The organism is Rhizobium sp. BK650 (assembly GCF_014195325.1).
GTDB lineage: Bacteria > Pseudomonadota > Alphaproteobacteria > Rhizobiales > Rhizobiaceae > Rhizobium.
On the sequence record NZ_JACIBK010000005.1, the window covers coordinates 176,738 to 193,885 of the forward strand.

11 protein-coding genes are annotated in these 17,148 nt (G+C 59.0%); all 11 read left to right on the plus strand.

The window, feature by feature from the left end:
• The first annotated feature begins 1 nt into the window (after position 1).
• The 11 genes from FHX15_RS14655 to FHX15_RS14705 all read left to right on the plus strand — a co-directional run bounded on the left by FHX15_RS14655 (position 2) and on the right by FHX15_RS14705 (position 17,143).
• Positions 2–1,603 (plus strand): right-handed parallel beta-helix repeat-containing protein, encoded by a 1,602-nt coding sequence (locus FHX15_RS14655; RefSeq protein ID WP_312861830.1) that lies wholly within the window; start codon positions 2–4, stop codon positions 1,601–1,603.
• The gene (locus FHX15_RS14660) at positions 1,600–2,799 is read left to right on the plus strand and encodes a serine hydrolase domain-containing protein (RefSeq protein WP_184398208.1); all 1,200 of its coding nucleotides are present in this window, start codon (positions 1,600–1,602) and stop codon (positions 2,797–2,799) included. The genes FHX15_RS14655 and FHX15_RS14660 overlap by 4 nt, the downstream gene beginning before the upstream one ends.
• Before the next feature lie 222 nt (positions 2,800–3,021).
• Positions 3,022–3,333 carry a DUF982 domain-containing protein gene (locus tag FHX15_RS14665; RefSeq protein ID WP_184398634.1) on the plus strand — a complete coding sequence of 104 codons (312 nt, stop codon included), beginning with the start codon at positions 3,022–3,024 and terminating at the stop codon, positions 3,331–3,333.
• A gap of 361 nt (positions 3,334–3,694) precedes the next feature.
• Complete coding sequence (locus tag FHX15_RS14670) at positions 3,695–6,988, plus strand: GH36-type glycosyl hydrolase domain-containing protein (protein WP_184398210.1); 3,294 nt, start codon at positions 3,695–3,697, stop codon at positions 6,986–6,988.
• Positions 6,989–7,445: 457 nt separating this feature from the next.
• The gene (locus FHX15_RS14675; protein WP_184398211.1) at positions 7,446–8,753 is read left to right on the plus strand and encodes an ABC transporter substrate-binding protein; all 1,308 of its coding nucleotides are present in this window, start codon (positions 7,446–7,448) and stop codon (positions 8,751–8,753) included.
• Complete coding sequence (locus tag FHX15_RS14680; protein ID WP_184398213.1) at positions 8,753–9,712, plus strand: carbohydrate ABC transporter permease; 960 nt, start codon at positions 8,753–8,755, stop codon at positions 9,710–9,712. The genes FHX15_RS14675 and FHX15_RS14680 overlap by 1 nt, the downstream gene beginning before the upstream one ends.
• The gene (locus FHX15_RS14685; protein ID WP_184398215.1) at positions 9,709–10,530 is read left to right on the plus strand and encodes a carbohydrate ABC transporter permease; all 822 of its coding nucleotides are present in this window, start codon (positions 9,709–9,711) and stop codon (positions 10,528–10,530) included. The genes FHX15_RS14680 and FHX15_RS14685 overlap by 4 nt, the downstream gene beginning before the upstream one ends.
• Before the next feature lie 5 nt (positions 10,531–10,535).
• Positions 10,536–12,587: an alpha-L-fucosidase gene (locus tag FHX15_RS14690; protein WP_184398217.1), complete on the plus strand. Its 2,052-nt coding sequence runs from the start codon at positions 10,536–10,538 to the stop codon at positions 12,585–12,587.
• A gap of 140 nt (positions 12,588–12,727) precedes the next feature.
• Entirely contained in the window at positions 12,728–13,762 is a 1,035-nt protein-coding gene (locus FHX15_RS14695; RefSeq protein ID WP_184398219.1) for a LacI family DNA-binding transcriptional regulator, read from the plus strand.
• Positions 13,763–13,799: 37 nt separating this feature from the next.
• Positions 13,800–14,897, plus strand: coding sequence for an ABC transporter ATP-binding protein (locus tag FHX15_RS14700; protein ID WP_184398220.1), 1,098 nt, complete (start codon positions 13,800–13,802; stop codon positions 14,895–14,897).
• A gap of 2 nt (positions 14,898–14,899) precedes the next feature.
• Positions 14,900–17,143 (plus strand): glycosyl hydrolase family 95 catalytic domain-containing protein, encoded by a 2,244-nt coding sequence (locus tag FHX15_RS14705; RefSeq protein WP_184398222.1) that lies wholly within the window; start codon positions 14,900–14,902, stop codon positions 17,141–17,143.
• The last annotated feature ends 5 nt before the right edge of the window (positions 17,144–17,148 follow it).

The following is a 17,148-nucleotide window of genomic DNA, read 5'->3' on the forward strand; positions in this document are numbered from 1 at the left end:
TGTGGGAAGATCGCGCGATGCAGGGCCAGATGACGTTCACAAATGGGTGCGAAAGCTAGTTGCAGGCGATCGGCTCCACCTGACCAAAGGAGACTACGAGAAGCCCATCGTCCTGTCCTCGCTTGCGGGAACGGAAAAAGAGCCAATCATCGTTCACGGTAGCCAGTCGGTGCTGGGGCCAAAAGTGAGCTTCGAAGCCTTCAAGGAGACCGGTAACAAGCTCGCCGCTGCTCAAGAGGCGGGAGGCAGTTTCCCTGGTCTCTATTACCTCGCCGACAATGGGGTCCTTGTCCTCAAGAACTGCCAGTGGATCACAATCGAGAACCTATCCTTTGATGGCTGCTGGCCCACCGCGATTTATCTGGAAAACTGCCAGCACATTACACTTCGCAGGCTTAAGATCAGTGGCGGCACATTCGCAATCGGTGCCACCGGCATCACCACAAGACATATCCTCGTTGAAGACTGCGACTGGGTCCAGGACCCCAGCGGCAACGGCTGGGACTTATGCGCCGCGATCCGCAACGGGGAACCGATTGACAAGGAGTTGGAAGGCAAACCTTCCGCTCTGTGGCGAGAGGTCGATTGGGAACAGGTGCACGGCGAGCGTTCTGAAACTGGAAGGCTAGTGGACATCAAAAAAGATGCGCGAGCCTACGACGGCGACTTCTTCCGCGCATGGAGCATCGCGGGCTACGTCGTCATCAGAAACAACGTCATCGTCGACGCCTTCAACGGGGTTCATTTCTTCAACCAGGTGGCGGAATCGATTGTCGACAGTTGTTCGCGCAACGTCCTTATCGAAGGCAACTGGTTCATCCGCATCCGAGACAACGCGGTTGAACCGGAGAACTTCGCTTGGAACTGGACGGTCAGATACAACATGATCGTCGACTGCTATATGCCGTTTTCACTTCAGATGGCGCGTTCCGGCTACTTCTATATCTACGGGAATCTCGGATGGAACCTCCGAAAACCAGGTCCCGATAACGACCAACACACACGGGGCCAGTTTTTCAAATTCCCGTCCGAGCACGTAGCGGACGGCCCACACTACACCTTTAACAACAGCTGGATGCTGCGAGCGCCGTTGGCGAAAAAGGCACGTTTCGCAAATTTCGTCCACGTTAACAATGCCATCGACTACTACGAAAGCGACCCGGCAGCGACAGCACCATTCGGCAAGAACTTCGCCGATCTCGCCCCGCCAGGATCGCAGCAACAAGAAACCCTCAATTTTGAGAGCGAGCATTTCACGAAGGCGTGGCAGCTCCTTGGGATCAAATTTGATGGGGACGTAATCCACCATCCATCCTTCCCTGACCAAGTGCGAGCTGCCGGGTATCCGGTTGGGTTCGCAGCAAGCAACCTTTCTCCTGACTTTGAGGATAAGACGCCCGGCCGCCCGGAAGGTCTTAAGACCCACACTCCGCACAAAGCCGTCGCCCTGACAGTGTTGCTGCCGGATGGCGGCGAAGAGCCCGCAGTCCAGGACAACACGCATCAGGTCGGAGCGTGGCAAGGTTCGAAGCGCATTGTGTTGGAAGAACCCGTGTTTTGGTCGTACTGGCCAGGCCGTCAAGCAGACAGCGAGGTCTCGTGAGACTCCTCAAGTTCCTAATCTTGGTCGCGATTGCGTCACTAGCCGTTCATTCGCTGTCGAACGCGAACGAGCCAATCAAGACACTCCCGATTGCTGCACCTCCTCTGGCCTCCCAAATAAACGACTTCGGGCACCACCTGCACGACATCGACGTCTGGTGTTCTTTGAAGACGCGTTGCGATATTCAGCGATATGTACAGCAGACGGGTGTCTGCGCTCTCTATGTCATCAAGAACCGCATGGTTCGGGTCGAGCTTTTTCATCCCAAGGACATTTGTGAAGGAGGTAAGAACCGTATCGATAAGAAGTACGGTGTTGCCTCGATGGCAAAATCACTGACGTCTACCTTGCTCGGTCAGGTGCTTGCCGATAAATATCACCTTCAAACGAAGACTCAATTCAAGGCCGTCATGCAAAGGCAAGTTGGCAGCTTTCTTAGGCTTCCTAACCGCATGACGCTGGCTGAAAGCTATTCAACCGTGCGTCTCGACCAGCTGCTATCGATGCGGTCGGATATCCAGTGGCGGGAGGCCTATTGGCCAGCATTGGTTTCGGACTCCATTGCGTTCGACAAGGAAGTTCGAACGCCTCCGCGAAAACAGACTCTAATCGGCTTCGCATCCCGCTACAGGCTCACCCGGCATCGAGATGAAAGGTTCAACTACTCGGCGTTGGATGCAGCCATGGCAATGGCAGTGGTGCGGGACATCTCGTCCATCCGACCGCTGAAAGCATTTGAGAAGGGCGTTTGGACGATGATTGGAGCGGCACACTCTGCCAAATGGAACGTCGACATTGACGGCGATCCTATCGGGTCCTGCTGCTTCAAAGCGCGGATCGATGATCTTGCTCGTTTCGGTGATTTCATCCTCCACAAGGGACAAGGGAAAGGTATCCCAGCAGCATGGTTCGACCTGGCAACCGCACGAACGGAGGGCCGCTTCGCGGGCCTTCAAGATGAAAGCGAGCCAGCGGACGATAGCTGCACCTTGGGCTACGGATATTTTTGGTGGCTGAGAAAGAACCGCGCTGATTATTTTGCGTTCGGTCGTTTCGGACAATTTATTCACATCTATCCGAAGGAGAATGTCGTGATCGTTCAGATGTCGGCTTGGGATGAGGTCCCGGTCAGCGACCATGCAAGATGCATCGCTCTGAAGACGCACGATGCCATTGTTCGCCAGCTTAGACATTGAGGGCTGACGGGCGACCGTCGCTTTAGCCCGGACTTTCCCGATCATCTCGCGTGGCGGAGCAGCTCGGGGCGCTCCGCCACATAGCCATAGAGCGCCCTTTCTTTTTACACTCGACGGCTTTTTAGCGAGATCGCTTCCCGGCGAGATTTCAATTCCAAATTCTAAGATACTCGCGTATGTTGAATGCGGGGCTTGCAGTATTCCTACGTTGGGGTTGAGCAAATGTGCTGGAATACGTCATCGGCATTCACGCCGGTCGGGATTGTTCTACGCGGTACAGCAACACGCAGAGTCGTACGGACGCTAGGTGATGCAGCACATCTCCTGATGAAGGAGTGGCCATCCGATGACGGCGAGGAATATGTAGCTGCCGTGAAAGCCTGCGTTGACGCAATCACGGGAAAAATCTCGCCGGAACATTTTCGGAAAATTCTCCTACGCGCGGCCAATGAGGCTGGTATTGCTGCTCTAGCTGTCGTCCATCAGGGATTAGAAGCGGGGCAACTGGCCCAGCCCTCCCAACAACAACGTTGAAAGGACCATTCGGCCAAACCGCCCCGACCGGCGTCCATCTATCGCAACCGCCTTGAATGGCGCTTCTCCAATCCAACCTTCTCAGCTTTCAACGGTCATCGGAACGACAGTGATCTTTCGTTCAGTGGACTTCAGTGCTGGAAGGGCGTCGGCTGAGGTCCCACTACCAGTGATAACCTCGTGAGGCTTTGTGACGTCGCAGCGAAATGGGTGGTTTTGTTACACTCCAGGCTAGTGTCTGTTACGCTTTAGAGCGGGTTCGTCACACGTCACTGATCTAACTCAGTGACAACGGATCTTATTTGGCCCAAACATTTTCGCGTCATTGTCCGATTCCCTGTTAGGCGACACGAGATCTCACATGTCTTCGAGACTGAATCGCAAATTGCAAATGCCCCGCCGAGACGACCTTGGCCTTCTGACAATCGCCAATGGCTCCGGCCTCTCCATATCCGCATTGCCGAATGGCACGCTCTTTTCCATCGACTATGTCGATAGCCTCGGATCGGTACAGATCAACCAGATCCAGGGATCGCCGCTTTCCGGCGGCGTGGGGCGTCTCTATCTGCGGATCGGCGGCAAGAAGCCGGCCGTCGCAGAGATCGTCGGCCCCCAGGCGCGAGGTCGCTTTGGCCATGGTGAGACGGGCTTTTCCTGGAGCGGTGACGTTGCAGACGTCCGCTACCAAGTGAGCCTCGTCCTTGCGCCCTCCGAGACGACATGGTTCTGGCACATCACGCTGACGCATCCAGGTGGGGAGAAGCTACCGGCCGACCTGGTACTGGTCCAGGATATCGGCCTTGGTGATCGCGGCTTCCTGATGAATAGCGAAGCCTATGCCTCGCAATATATCGACCATCATATCGCTGAGCATCCGGCCTTCGGACCTGTTGTGATGAACCGGCAGAACCTCAAGCAGGGAGGCGGGCGCAATCCCTGGCTTGCGCAGGGTTGCCTGGGAGGCGTTGCCGCTTACGCCACCGATGCGATCCAGCTGGTAAAATCAGCTGCTGTCAGCGATGGCCATCTCGTCGGCCCGTTCGGCAGCGACCTGCCGAGCCAGCGTCGGCAGCATGAAATGGCCTGCCCCGCCCTTCAGTCGAAGCCGGTTTCCGTTTCTGCCGAAGGCGTGAGCGCCACTTTCTTCGGCCTGTTCCTTAGCGATCATCAAGCGGCATCCGACGATGCCGATCTGTCCCGCCTCGATCATCTGAAGGCCCCCGAAGAGACGGCAACCGAACCGGCCGAGCAGGTGCCGCCGCACAGCATCCTGCAGGAGGCGGGGTTGCTGACAGGGGAGGCGCTGGACGACAAGGCGCTCGCGCTCATCTATCCCGATCGGATGCTGGAAGAACGCAGAGACGGAAAACTCATCTCGTTCTTCGTGCCGGAGGGTGCCCTCAATCGCCATGTGGTCCTGCGGGAAAAGGAACTGCAGGTCGCACGTCGCCATGGCGCGATTGTGCGAAGCGGTCAGAACATGCTGCTTGACGATGTCACCCTGGCATCGACCTGCTGGATGCAAGGCATCTTTGCTGCACAGCTGACGATCGGCAATACGTCCTTTCATAAGCTGTTTTCTGTCTCCCGCGATCCCTACAATCTGACGCGCACCAGCGGGTTGCGCATCCTTATCGATACCGGCCGTGGTTGGCAGCTTCTCGGCGTGCCCTCAGTCTTCGACATAGGCCTCAGCGACTGCCGCTGGATCTATCGGCTTGCCGACCGCACCATCACCGTGACGGCCACGGCCTCAGGTGAGGATCCCGCCATGCAATGGGCGGTCTCTGTCGAAGGCAAACCCTGCCGCTTCCTGGTCTTCGGCCATCTCGTTCTCGGCGAGCGGGAATATGATACGAGCGGCTACGCCGAATTCGACGACAATGCCAAGCGCATTCTCTTCCGCCCGGATCCGCACTGGCTCTGGGGCGAACGTTTCCCTGACGCCAGCTACTGGCTGGTGAGCTCCACGCCCGATGCCATCGAGGCGATTGGCGGCGACGAGCTTCTCTACGAGGACGGCGTGGCCCGCAACGGCGCCTTCATTGCCCTCCGCTCCGCCGAGACACAGTCGCTCTCCTTTGCCGTCGTCGGCTCGATGACAGATAAGGCAGAGGCCAAACGTCTGGCAGATCGCTATGCAGGCGGCGTAACGCAGGACGCGATGTTGGCACCGGCGTTGCGCTTCTGGCAGCATGCCATCCGCGGCCTAACATTCGACAAGCCCAAAGCCGACGCTCAGGCATATGCGGCAATCCTGCCCTGGCTCGCGCATGATGCGATCGTGCATCTGAGCGTGCCGCATGGGCTCGAACAATATACGGGTGCTGCCTGGGGTACGCGCGATGCATGCCAGGGACCAGTCGAATTCCTGCTCGCCTATGAGCATGATCGCGAAGCCAAGGAAGTCGTAAAGACGGTTTTTAGTGAGCAGTACCTGGAAAAAGGCGACTGGCCGCAATGGTTCATGCTGGAGCCTTATTCCAACATCCGCTCCGGCGACGCCCATGGCGATATCGTCGTCTGGCCGCTGAAGGCGCTATGCGATTATATCGAAGCGACCGGTGACCTTGAAATCCTCGATGAGGAGGTCACGTGGCGCGACGACAAGACCATGGGTAAAGCGGCGGCCGATACGCTTGCGGTCCATGTCGACAAGCTTCTCGCTACCGTGCGCGAGCGCTTCATTCCTGGCACATATCTGATCCGCTACGGCGAAGGTGATTGGAACGACTCTCTGCAGCCTGCCGATTCGCATCTGCGCGACTGGATGGTAAGCAGCTGGACGGTTTCCCTGCTCTACGAACAGATCGTGCGTTACTCCGCCATCCTGCGCCGTATCGGCAGGGGGGGTGACGCCGCCAAACTGCGCAAGATCGCCACCGCCATACGGCGGGACTTCAACAAGCACCTGATCCGTGATGGCGTTGTCGCCGGCTATGGTATCTTCGATCCGTCCCACGATGGCGTCGAGCTGCTGCTGCATCCTGATGATAAGCGCACAGGCTTGCATTACTCGCTGATCTCGATGACACAGGCCATGCTTGGCAAGCTTTTCACGCCAGAACAGCGGCAGGCGCATATGAAGCTGATCGAAGAACATCTGCTCTTCCCTGATGGCGTGCGGCTGATGGAAAAGCCCGCGACCTATGCCGGTGGCCTGGAAACGCTGTTCCGGCGCGCGGAATCCTCGTCCTTCTTCGGCCGCGAGATCGGCCTCATGTATATCCATGCGCATCTGCGCTATTGCGAGACACTTGCCATAGCGGGTGATGCAAAGGTGCTTTGGAAGACGATCGGCCTCGCCAACCCGATCGCCGTCACTGACGCCCTGCCGCACGCGTCGCTGCGCCAGCGCAATACCTATTTCAGCAGCAGCGATGCCGCTTTCACCGATCGCTATCAGGCGATGAGCAACTGGGATCAGGTCAAGAGGGGCGAAATCGATGTCGACGGCGGCTGGCGTATCTATTCCAGCGGCCCCGGCCTCTACGCCCGCAGCTTCATCGAAAACATCCTCGGCTTCAAACGCCGCTTCGGACGGCGCAAGCGTGAACCACTGCTGCCGTCGTCCGCCTCGATCACGATCAAGACGGATCATGCGCCGTGGCGGCGGTTGAATGCCCCGTCGACGACGCCGAAGCGAAAGGGCTGAAGCAATTCCAGGAAAGTGGGAACCGGTTTTCCGTCCGGAATTGCGAAAAAACAATGGGATAGAGCGCTTCCTCCGATTCCGCTTTGACCCGGAAGCGCTCTAGAAGACAGCTTCGTGCCGTCGAAAAGGCTCCAACTGATCGCGTGGCTGACATCTCTCACGTAAAGGGAGGGAGAGCCCATGCATCCTATGCAGTCAGAACCCAATCCGCTGTAATTGGCGCCATCAAGTTGGACACCCTCTCCACCTCCGCGCCGAAGAGACGTGCTCCTTTTTTCAGAGCATGGAACGCACATATCAATCATCATTCTATTTCATATTTAAATGCGATATCAGCCGCTTAGCTCGTAAGTCGTTTGTTTATCGATAAAAACACTTGTTTCGAACAAAATAGATGATAACGTTTCAAGTAAATTGAATGCATGACGGCAACAGTCAATGTTTGGGAGGACATGACATGACCAGCAGCAGTAGATTTATGCCCGAAATCCGTCGCCGTACCCTTCTTGCCGGCGCAGGAAGCACTGCTCTTTTGGCCGTTACCGGTGCGGCACGAGCTCAGGATCCAGTCAGCGGCGAACTCGTTGTTTTGAACTGGATTGGCGGCTCTGAACTCGAGATGATGCACTCGATACAGAAAGCCTTTCTGGCGAAATATCCGAATGTGACGATCCGCGAAGTCGCCATCACCGGCCAGGGTGACATGCGCGGCGGCATCCGCACCGCACTGATGGGCGGTGAGGTTGTCGACGTGCTGTTCAACACATGGCCGGCTTTCCGCAAGGAACTTGCCGATGCCGGCATGCTGCGACCCATCGACGACCAGTGGAAATCCTTCGGCTGGGACAAGCTTGTCAGCCAGTCCTGGAAGGATCTCGGCGCCATCGACGGCAAGACTTACGGCCTGACCTATACGTTCGGCGACCGCTCGGGCATCTGGTACAAGAAGGAGCACCTCGCCAAGGCCGGCATTGGCGAACCGCCGAAAACCTGGAACGAGTTTGTCGCCTCCTTCGAAAAGCTTACAAAGGCCGGCTATGCCGCTCCGGTCGCGATCCCCGGCAAATACTGGGCGCATGCAGAATGGTTCGAAACCTTGTTGCTCAGAACCGCAGGCGTCGAGACGGCTGCGAAGCTCGCCGCCCATGAAATTCCGTGGACCGATCCAGCGGTGAAGGCGGCGCTGACAAAATACGCCGAGATGCTGACCTCCGGCTGCTGCGGCGCACCAAATGTCATGCTCGCCAATGACTGGGACGGTGAGGCCGACCAGGTCTTCCAGGCCAATGCGAAGAATTATCTGCTGATCGGCATGTGGATGAACAACCGCGCCAAGAACGACTACAAGCTGGTCGAAGGCAAGGATTACGGTTTCTTCCAGTTTCCATCTCTCGGCATGGGCCATGACGATACATCGAGCGTCGACGCCAAGGAGCTATTGGTGACGACGAATGGCCCCAATCCGAAGGCGGCAGATGCCTTCCTCGATTTCTGGACGAGTGCCGAGGCCGCCAACATTCTCGCCAAGGCCGGTTATGCCTCTCCAAGCAGCATTGTCGATGCTTCTCTCTATGGTGAAGTACAGAAAGTGGCGACGCAGGCAGTAGCAAATTCGAAGCTGCAATTCGTGCTCGGCGATCTGTTGCCCGGCGATCTCGTCGACGAGTATCGCGTGCAGCTTCAGAAATTTCTGCAGGATCCATCGAGCGCCAATATCGATACGGTTCTTGCGGCTATCGAAACCAAGGCTAAAGGTTTCTATTGATGGCGAATACCTCCGCTTCCCCGATGCGGGAAGCGGCGGGCGTGATGCAGGGTACTGCGCTGGCGGCCGGCATCAAAGGTCGTCGGCGTCTGCTTAGGGACACGCCCGCCGCACTGATCCTGATTGCACCGGTTATTGTGTTGTTTGCAATCGCTGTGATCTATCCGCTGGCTGAGACGATCCGGCTGAGCTTCTGGGATATTCAGGGGCTCAGAAAGCCGACCTTCATCGGCTTTGGCAATTATGCGCGGCTCTTCGCCGATGCGGCTTTCCGCAATACGCTGCTGACCACCTTGATCTTCACCGTCGGCACGACCGTGATTTCGGTGGCGATCGGCTGGGTTCTGGCGATGCTGTGCGCCTTCGCGCCACAGCAGACCCTGCCCTTCCGCGTGATGATCTTTGCGGCCTTCGGCATTTCGGAAGCGGTATCAGGCTATATGTGGATCGGCATCTACAGGCCGGATGCCGGCGGGCTGCTCAATTCGCTGATCCAGCTCCTGGGGTTTCCCGGTTTTGCCCATGCCTGGCTGGGTGACGCCAACACGGCACTCTGGGCGCTGATCATTGCAGCTTCCTGGAGCGGTGTCGGTTTGCCCCTGATGCTGATTTTCGCCGCCATCCAGGCGATCCCTAAATCCGTGCTCGAAGCCGCCTACATGGATGGCGCCAAGCCAGTCTCGACCATGCGGCACATCATGATGCCGCTGTCGATGCCAGGTGTGCGCGTCGCCGTCTTCATCAACCTTCTGTCGGCTCTGCGCGCCTTTGACATCATCTATATCCTGACTGGTGGCGGACCGGTGCGCTCGACGGAAACTGTCGGCTACTTCATGTATCGCGAGTCCATGACCCAGTTCAAACTGGGCTATGGTGCTGCTGCTACGGTCATCCTGCTCCTTGCAGTGCTCATCGTCTCCATCCCCGCCATCATCCAGCGAACGGCAGGTGCGAAATGATCGGCAAGGCACCTCGCTGGATTATCGTCGTCGTCGGCATCGTCGCCTTCATCTGGGTGATCCCGATCATCGGCATCGTCGTCACCTCCTTGCGCCCGCCCGAGGGCGTATCGCTCGGCTGGTGGCGCTTCGACCATTTCGATCTCACGATCGATGCCTGGCGCCGCGTCTGGGACAAATACCCGCTCGCCGATTCCATGTGGGTGACGATGAAGACGGCGGGTATCGCGACGGCACTCACCATGCTGCTCACACCGGCCGCCGCCTATGCCTTCCATTTCCTGACATTCCCCTTCCGCCGGGTGCTCCTGATCATCATCATCAACGCTTTCGTGCTGCCGCAGCAGGTCGTCATCATTCCGCTCTTCACGCTCTGGCGCGACATGGGGCTGATCGACAGCATCATCTCTGTGCTCATCCCCTATGTTGGGCTGTCCTTCGCCTGGTCTATCTTCCTCGTTAAAAACTTCTTCGAGGATTTTCCGCGCGAGCTCGTGGAGGCGGCCAAGATCGACGGCTGCGGGCCGCTCGCGACCTTCCGCCATGTGGTTCTGCCGAACAGCCTGTCGCCGATCTTCGCCGTTGGCATCCTGCAGTTCCTCTGGACATGGAATGCGCTCCTGCTGCCCATGCTCTTCCTGCGCAGCGATGTCCCCCTTCCCGTACTGCTTGCCCGCATTTCCGGCAGCTACGAGATCAACTGGGACCTGAGATCGGTGGCGGCCATCCTCACCACCATCGTCCCCCTGCTCGTCTTCCTCGTTTTCCAACGTCAGTTCGCCGCCGGCTCGCAAACCCGCTCCGGCGCAAAGGAATAGGACCCATGCCCAAGACCACGAACAAGCCGCTGCGCTACCGCCAGATCCATCTCGATTTCCATACATCGGAACATATTCCGCGCGTCGGCGCCGATTTCGATCCGGACGCCTTCGTCTCGACACTGAAAGCAGCCCATGTCGATTCCATCACCATCTTCGCCAAGTGCCACCATGGCTGGTCCTATTATCCGACCAAGGTCGGCAAGCCACATCCGCAGCTTGCCCGCCCTGATCTGCTCGGCGACATGGTAAAGGCGTTGGCAGCAGCCGACATCGAAAGCCCGATCTATATCTCGGTGCAGTGGGATGAACTGACGGCACGCGAACATCCCGAGTGGCGGGCGATGAGCGCCTCGAACCGCTATCATCACGACCGGCCGGCCGACCCTTCCGCTGGCAAGCAACTCAGCCCTGCCTGGCACACGCTCTGCCTCAATCATGCGGGTCTCAGGCACTACATCCTCGAACAGGCACGAGAAGTCGCCAGGAACTATCCGACGCAGGGGCTCTTCTTCGATATCATCCTGACGCCCGACTGCGTCTGCCCCGCCTGCGTCGAACGCATGCTGTGCGAAGGCCTCGACCCTGAAAACCCGGCAGATCGCCTGAAGAACGACGAAGCCGTGAACGAGCAGTTTCGCCGCGAGACCAGCGAGGCGCTGTTTGCGGAATTTCCGGGCCTACGGGTCTTTTACAATTGCGGCCACATCCACAAGCAGGGGCCGGAACGCTTCTCGACCTATTCGCATCTCGAGCTCGAGAGTCTGCCGACCGGCGGTTGGGGCTACGACCATTTCCCATCGAGCGCCCGTTATGCCGCCACACTCGGCATGGATTTCCTCGCTCATACCGGCAAGTTCCATACATCTTGGGGAGAGTTCGGCGGCTTCAAGCACCCCGACGCGCTGGAATATGAGTGTGCGCAAATGATCGCGCTCGGCTCCAAATGCCTGGTCGGCGACCAGCTTCATCCGAACGGAGCGATCAATCCCGATACCTATGCCTCGATTGCGCCGGCCTATCGTCGTGTCGAGAAACTCGAACCCTTCCTGGAGGGTGCAAAGCAGATTTCCGAAATCGCAATCCTCTCGGCGGAACACATGAACCCGAAAGGCGCGCGCAACCATCCAAGCGATGACGGCGCCGCCCAAATGCTGCAGGAGCTGAAACGGCCTTTTGACGTAATCGATAGGTCGGGCCGCTTCGAGCAGTACCGGCTGCTGATCCTGCCGGATGAAATCCCTGTCGATGCCGCACTCGCCGCACGTCTGAAATCCTATCTTGCCGGCGGCGGAAAGATCCTCGCCTCATGGCATTCGGGCCTTGATGGAAGCGGAGGACTTGCCATCGACTTCGGCATCGAAAGGGGATCTGCGCCTGTCGCGTTCAAGCCAAGCTATGTGAAAGCCGGAAAGGATCTCGATCCGTCCATGCCGGAAACGGCCTTCGTTTTCTACGACGATGCCGAAACCGTCCGCTCGGTCGGTGCAACGGTGCTGGCCGGCATCTATCCCTCGTATTTCAATCGTTCCTACAAGCATTTCTGCTCGCATCAGCATGCGCCCGACGATCCTGATGCCGATATGCTGGGAGCAGCAGTGACCGAACACAAGGGCGCGGCCTACATCGCCTATCCGATCTTCCGGCTCTACCGGGCGATGGGCCAGCCGCTCTACAAATACCTGGTTCGCGGCCTTCTCGACCGGCTTGTCCCCGATCCGGCCATGGTCACCGATCTGCCCTCGTCCGGACGGGCGACGCTGACGCGCCAGATCGAGCACGACCGCCATATCCTGCATCTCCTCTACGGTCCGCCGCAGATCCGCGGCAAGGACGTACGTGGCGATGACGGTTCGACCCGGGTCATGGAGATGATCGAGGATATTCCGGCGATCGGCCCTGTCAACGCCACAGTGCGCCTGCCCGCAAGACCGAAGCGCGTTTTCGACGCGATGACTGGAGAGGATCTTGCCTGGGATTCCAGCGACGACGGCGCCATCAGCATTACGGTGCCACGCCTGCGCATCCATAGCGCCGTGGTGTTCGAAGGCTCCTGATGCAGGTTGGGACAAGGGAACCGTCGGACTTTGCTCCTGCCACCCGCAATACTGGTGGGCGGCGGAGCGCTGGGCTATACGACGGAAAGGCGCCTGGCCAGGCGTCATTTCCCATGGATGAATGCAGGAGCCCGCTTGAAATGCAACAGACGGACCAGACGGCCGGCAGAAGGCGCGGAGCGACAATCATCGACGTCGCCAAGGTGGCAAACGTCGCAGTCGGCACCGTGTCCCGCTATCTCAACGGCCAGACGATCCGCCGGTCGAACCGCGAACAGATTGAGCGGGCGATCCAGGATCTCGGCTATCGGCGCAATGCCGCAGCCGCCTCGATCCGCACCGACCTCACCCATATGATCGGCTTCCTGGTGCCGACCTTCGACGAGTTTCATGCCCGCATGCTGGAGCATCTCGCCCATTCGGTGCGCCCAACCGGACGGGCCCTTCTGACCTACTGCCATGGCGGCGATCCGCGTGTGGTGGCCGAGGCGCTGGATTTCTTTGCGGCACAGCGCGTTGATGCGCTGGTCATGGACGGCACGGCGGAGGTCTACGATCGCGTCGACGACCTGATCCATCACGATATTCCGATCATTTTCTACAATAATGACGTCCGCGGATTGGCTGCCGACCGGGTGATGGTGGAAAACCACCGCGCAAGCCACCGCATCGTCAGCCACCTGATCGATCTCGGCCACACCCGCATCGGCATCCTGACGGGCGACCCCCGCAACTCCTCCGGCATCGAACGGTTGACGGGTTATGAACAGGCGCTGCGCGACCGCGGCATTATGATCGACCCGACGCTTGCAGCGCGTGGAAACTGGCGCATGGATGGCGGCTATGAGGCGACCAAGCGGCTGATGTCGCTGGAAAATCCGCCGACGGCGATCTTTTCAGCCAATTACGGCATGGCGGTTGGCGCACTGAGCTGGCTGAAGGAAAACGGCCGGCATGTGCCAGAGGACGTCTCGCTTGCGAGCTTCGACGACGTGGCGATCTTTCGGCTCTACGAAGCCGGCATCACCGCCGTCGCCCAACCGGTGGCAAGCATTGCCGAAACCATCACAGACATTCTCGTGGAACGCCTGACGGAACCGTCAGGAGGGGCAACGCGCAGCGTCGTCCTTGATTGCGACATCATCCTGCGAGGCTCGACGCGACGGATCATCTGACGCGTTCTATTCGCCCAGTGGTTAAAGGGAGGAAGCTTTGGCCAGCGTAGAATTGCACGATATCGATAAGTCCTATGGCAGCTTCCAGGCGATCGACGGCCTCAATCTGAGCGTCGATGACGGCTCGTTCACAGTCTTTGTTGGTCCCTCAGGATGCGGAAAATCGACGCTGCTGCGGATGATCGCCGGGCTCGAGAAGATTACCGCCGGCGACCTGACGATCGGCGGGCGGCGCATGAACGAGGCCGATCCGATCGAACGCGGCGTCGCCATGGTTTTCCAGAACTACGCGCTCTACCCGCATATGACGGTCGAGCAGAATATCGGCTTCTCGCTGCGCATGGCCGGCATGGGCAAGGCCGATATCGACAGGAGCGTTGCTGCCGCAGCCGCGACGTTGCAGATCGAGTCGCTCCTGAAGCGCAAGCCTGCCCAGCTCTCGGGCGGCCAACGCCAGCGTGTCGCAATCGGTCGGGCGATCGTGCGCAACCCTGCTGTTTTCCTGTTTGATGAGCCACTCTCGAACCTCGATGCGGAGCTTCGTGTCTCCATGCGTGTCGAGATCGCCAAGCTCCACCGGCGCATCGGTGCGACGATGATCTATGTCACCCATGACCAGACCGAGGCGATGACGCTCGCCGACAAGATCGTCGTCATGCGCGCCGGCAAAATCGAGCAGACGGGCACGCCGGATACGCTCTATGCCGATCCGGACAATTTCTTCGTCGCCGGCTTTATCGGGTCGCCAAGGATGAATTTCCTCGATGGCACGCTCGGCGCGGATGGGGTGATCAAGCTCAATTGCGGCACCGTTTTCAGAGCCCATATCGTCGGGCCGGGCAAGGACATTCCGGTCAAGGTCGGCATCCGCCCGGAACATTTCACCGGACAGGACGAAGGCGGCGGCGCGCTCGACGTCAAGGTCGATGTCGTGGAAAACCTTGGTGGAACCCGCTTCATTTACGGAACCCTCGCCTCGGGACAATCCGTGATCGTCGAGGAGCGCTCGGAAAGGACACTGCGCCCGGGCGAGACGGTCAGCGCCGGTTTTTCCGCGAGAAGGGCGCTGCTCTTCAGCGTCGACGGTCTGCGCATCCGCGATACCCCACCGGCAAACAGCTTTCCGGCGGAATAACCATGACGGACAATCTTCTCTGGTATGATGCTCCGGCTCGATTCTGGACGGATGCGCTGCCGCTTGGTAATGGCCGGCTGGGCGCGATGGTCTTCGGCGATCCGGTCTCTGAAAGACTGCAGATCAACGAATCCACCTTCTGGGCCGGAGGCCCCTATCAGCCGGTCAATCCCGATGCATATGGCCATCTGGAGAGCGTGCGCGCGCTGATCTTCGCCGGACGCTATGCGGAAGCAGAAGCACTGGCGGAAGAATATCTGATGGCCCGGCCGATCAAACAGATGTCCTACCAGCCGATCGGCGACCTTCATATCGATTTTCTGCATGCGCAGATCGTGACGAACTATCGTCGCACACTCGACCTCGATAGCGCTATCGCTACGACTTCCTACGTCGCCGATGGCGTTACCTTCTTTCGTGAAGTTTTCATCTCGGCTGTCGATGGCGTGCTCCTGCTGCGCCTTTCGGCAGATCGAACCCGCTCCATGAACTGCCGGATATCGCTCAGTAGCCCGCAGCAGGGTCACCTGGTTGCGGACGAGGCCTCGCATCTGACCTTCTCAGGCACCGGCAAAGCCGAATGGGGCATTGCCGCAGCCTTGCGCTTTGCCTTTGGCATCCGGGTGATCAACAAGGAAGGAACGTTGCGCCACTGCGACGGCATCATATCGATCAACGATGCCGACGAACTCGTAATCCTGCTAGACGCAGCGACGAGCTTCAAGCGTTACGACGATACCTCTGGCGACCCGGACAGGGCCGTCTCTACGCGTCTTTCAAAGGCCTGCAGCCGCAACCCGGAGACTATGCGCGGGGACCATATGGCGGAACATCAAAAGCTGTTTCGCGGCTTTGCCATTGATCTCGGCAGGACACCGGCAGCCAACGAGCCCACCGATCGCCGCATCGCAGGTTTTGACGGCGGGCATGATCCTGCACTGGCCGCGCTCTATGTACAGTTCGGCCGCTATCTGATGATCGCCTCTTCCCGTCCCGGCACGCAGCCTGCCAACCTGCAGGGCATCTGGAACGACCAGACCGATCCGCCCTGGGGCAGCAAATATACTGCCAACATCAATCTGCAGATGAACTACTGGCTGCCGGCGCCTGCAAACCTGCCGGATTGCATCCTGCCGCTCGTCGAAATGGCGGAAGAGCTTGCCGAAACGGGCCGCGGGACGGCTGAGGTTCATTACCGCGCTCGCGGCTGGGTGATGCATCACAATACCGACCTCTGGCGCGCGACCGGACCGATCGACGGCGCCAAATGGGGTCTGTGGCCAACTGGCGGCGCCTGGCTTATGACGCAACTGCTTGATCTTGCCGACTATCTCGATGATGCGAACGGTCTGCGCCGGCGGCTTTTCCCGGTCGCCAAAGCTGCGGCAGAATTCATCTTCGATGTTCTCGTGCCGCTTCCAGGCACGAACTACCTGGTGACGAATCCCTCTCTCTCGCCCGAGAATGTCCATCCGCACGGCGCCTCGCTCTGCGCCGGGCCTGCCATGGACAGCCAGATAATCCGGGATTTCCTCACTCTGCTTCGGCCACTTGCTACCTCGCGCGGCACCGAGGACGCACACGTCTCGGAGATTGACCACGTGCTGTCGCGCCTGCCGCCCGACAGGATCGGATCTGCCGGTCAGCTGCAGGAATGGCTCGAAGACTGGGACCTGCAATCCCCGGAAAGGCACCACCGCCATGTCTCCCATCTCTACGGCCTTTATCCGAGCTGGCAGATCGACATGGACAGAACGCCTGAGCTTGCGGCGGCTGCCCGCCGTTCGCTCGACATCCGCGGCGACGACGCGACCGGCTGGGGCATCGGCTGGCGCATCAATCTCTGGGCCCGGCTTCGCGACGGCGATCATGCCCTTGACGTCGTCAGGCTTCTGATCAGCCCCGAGAGAACCTACACCAATCTCTTCGACGCCCACCCGCCCTTCCAGATCGACGGCAATTTCGGCGGGGCGGCCGGCATCCTGGAAATGCTCGTACAATCGCGCCCCGGTGAAATTCACCTGCTTCCGGCCCTGCCAAGCGCTTGGCCACAGGGCACATTGCGCGGCTTGCGCGTGCGCGGCGGCATGCTGCTCGACCTTGATTGGGAAGATGGCAGACCGACAAAAATGTGGCTAGCAGCATCGCGCGACGCAAGCACGATCCTGCGTTTTGGCGAAACAAGGCACCGGATCGATATCGCCGCCGGAGAGAGTTTTGTCGGCGGCGGACGCCTATTCGAATGAGAATC

Coding starts and splice junctions, on each gene's coding strand:
- FHX15_RS14665 (WP_184398634.1), top strand. CDS start 3,022: ATGTGCTGGAATACGTCATCGGCATTCACGCCGGTCGGGATTGTTCTA.
- FHX15_RS14670 (WP_184398210.1), top strand. CDS start 3,695: ATGTCTTCGAGACTGAATCGCAAATTGCAAATGCCCCGCCGAGACGAC.
- FHX15_RS14695 (WP_184398219.1), top strand. CDS start 12,728: ATGCAACAGACGGACCAGACGGCCGGCAGAAGGCGCGGAGCGACAATC.
- FHX15_RS14680 (WP_184398213.1), top strand. CDS start 8,753: ATGGCGAATACCTCCGCTTCCCCGATGCGGGAAGCGGCGGGCGTGATG.
- FHX15_RS14675 (WP_184398211.1), top strand. CDS start 7,446: ATGACCAGCAGCAGTAGATTTATGCCCGAAATCCGTCGCCGTACCCTT.
- FHX15_RS14705 (WP_184398222.1), top strand. CDS start 14,900: ATGACGGACAATCTTCTCTGGTATGATGCTCCGGCTCGATTCTGGACG.
- FHX15_RS14690 (WP_184398217.1), top strand. CDS start 10,536: ATGCCCAAGACCACGAACAAGCCGCTGCGCTACCGCCAGATCCATCTC.
- FHX15_RS14685 (WP_184398215.1), top strand. CDS start 9,709: ATGATCGGCAAGGCACCTCGCTGGATTATCGTCGTCGTCGGCATCGTC.